Consider the following 1,855-nt stretch of genomic DNA (forward strand, 5'->3'; position numbering starts at 1 on the left):
CCGCGCCCAGGTGGTGATGGAACGCCTGCTGCAGACCCTGGTCGACACCGGGTCGCCGATCTGCGGGCCGGTCTGGTCGCCACGGTGACCTCGGGCGGCGCGTCCCTGGCCATCGGGGGAATCCTCGGCGTCGTCGCGACGGGGCTGATCGCGCTGACGACGCCCGCGCTGCGCCGCTTCACCGTCGAGGACCGGGTCACCGAGCCGGTTCCCTAAGCGGGCCGGCCTGGGCCGGCATCGCTCGCGTCAGTGCTGTCCGGCCTCGGCCGGTGGGCGCCGGGCCGGTCCCGCCACGGCGTAGGCGACGAGCCCACTCAGCGCGAGCAACGCGCCCATGACGTTCGCGGCCGTGCTCGCCGGCGGCTGGGCCTGCCAGGTCAGCACCTGGCCGAGGACCAGTTCCGAGCTGGGGTACAGGGCCGCGGCCAGGGTCCAGGCCAGTGGCAGGAACCAGGCCCGGGCGGTGCCCATCGTGGCGGCGGCCAGGGCGGTCAGCCCCAGCAGCCCGGCCGCGTCGCGCACCACCATCCACCCGGGCCCGAAGCGGGCGCCGGACGCCAGCGTGACCAGCACCAGCCCCACCACGACCAGCATCGCCACCAGCAGGTGCGCGACTCGTCGCCGCGGCCAGCGCATCGCCGCCGTGCCCTCCAGCGCGTCGTCCGGGCCGCCGAGCGTTGCGGTCAGCGCGACCACCAGCAGCAGCACGGTCAGGACGACCATCTGGAAGCCCACATCGCGCGTGTTCGAGAACACCGACCACAGTGACCACATCAGCACCGCGAGGCCGCCGGCCGCGGCCAGCGCCATCGGGGCCCGCCGGGAGCGCAGATAGAGCGTCAGCCACCTCATCGCGCGTTCCCCGAGAGCAGTCCCTCATCGACCGAGCAGCTCAGCGCGGCCCGGCGCAGCGCCACCACCCGCTTCTCGGCCTCGGCCTCGGGCAGCTGACGCAGGCCCTGCCACAGTTGCACAGCACTGTCACGGAACTCCGGGTCGTACCGCTCGCCGGTCGCCGGCTCGCGTCCCAGCAGCCAGGAGGCGGCCGCGATCCGTTCCGGCCAGCCGGCCGGCCTCTCACACCGCGGTGGGCTCGCGAAGGCGCCGGACACCACCTCCGCCGGGATCGCCGACGGCTCCAGCACGTGTCCGTCGGGGCCGGCCTCGACGCTGACCAGGGCGACGTCCTCACGCCACGCCGGGTAGACGTCGGGGTACGCGGTGGTGTCCTCGTGCACCTCGGTCGGTCCGCCCGGCAGCTTCGCCAGGACCGTCAGGGCCTCCCGGGCCTTGGGCGTCACCTCGGCCAGCAGTCCGGAGTGGACCCGGCTGACACACACCCGCGGCTGGTCGTCGGTGCAGACCAGGGCCCGCGCCACCGGGTCGATCGCGTCTGTCACGAACCTGTTCTGGTGCGGCATCACGGTGACAGCCAGCGCTGCGCCCAGCACCACCGGCAGCAGCGCGGCCACCCGGATCCGCCAGCCGCCGGACGCGAACAGCAGCACGGCGGCGACGGCCAGCGCGGCCAGCCAGACGGCCTGGGCGGCGCTGACCCGGCCGGGCACGGTCGCATAGGCCCCGGGCATGTTCATCTCGTAGATCGGTGAGAACACCAGCGCCAGCCACCCCCGGGGCCGGGTCGCGGCCGGGATCAGCAACAGCAGCGCCAGGCCGGCGATGCCCAGCGCCGGGGCGGTCACCAGCGAGGGCAGCAGACGGCCGACCGCCAGGCCGGCCCAGACCGCCGCGACCAGGGCCAGCACGCCGACGGCCGTGACGGACAGGACGGCCACCGGGAAGTACCGCGCGGTGCTGACGATCCACACGGCGCCCGCGATCCCCATCGCCAGGT

2 protein-coding genes and 1 pseudogene are annotated in these 1,855 nt (G+C 74.7%); 1 reads left to right on the top strand and 2 read right to left on the bottom strand.

Annotated elements, in window-relative coordinates; all coding sequences use genetic code 11:
• Nucleotides 1–216: pseudogene (locus tag AB0C29_RS43880) on the top strand (hypothetical protein); the annotation flags it as partial.
• 30 nt (nt 217–246) lie between these two features.
• Here AB0C29_RS43880 and AB0C29_RS43885 read toward each other — a convergent pair.
• Both AB0C29_RS43885 and AB0C29_RS43890 read right to left on the bottom strand, forming a co-directional pair.
• The gene (locus AB0C29_RS43885) at nt 247–852 is read right to left on the bottom strand and encodes a hypothetical protein (protein ID WP_360833651.1); all 606 of its coding nucleotides are present in this window, start codon (nt 850–852) and stop codon (nt 247–249) included.
• Nucleotides 849–1,855: hypothetical protein (locus tag AB0C29_RS43890; RefSeq protein ID WP_360833653.1), on the bottom strand; the 1,007-nt coding region annotated here is incomplete at its 5' end. The genes AB0C29_RS43885 and AB0C29_RS43890, both read right to left, overlap by 4 nt.

Source organism: Actinoplanes sp. NPDC048791, assembly GCF_040650095.1.
Lineage (GTDB): Bacteria > Actinomycetota > Actinomycetes > Mycobacteriales > Micromonosporaceae > Actinoplanes.

Coding starts and splice junctions, on each gene's coding strand:
- AB0C29_RS43885 (WP_360833651.1), bottom strand. CDS start 852: ATGAGGTGGCTGACGCTCTATCTGCGCTCCCGGCGGGCCCCGATGGCG.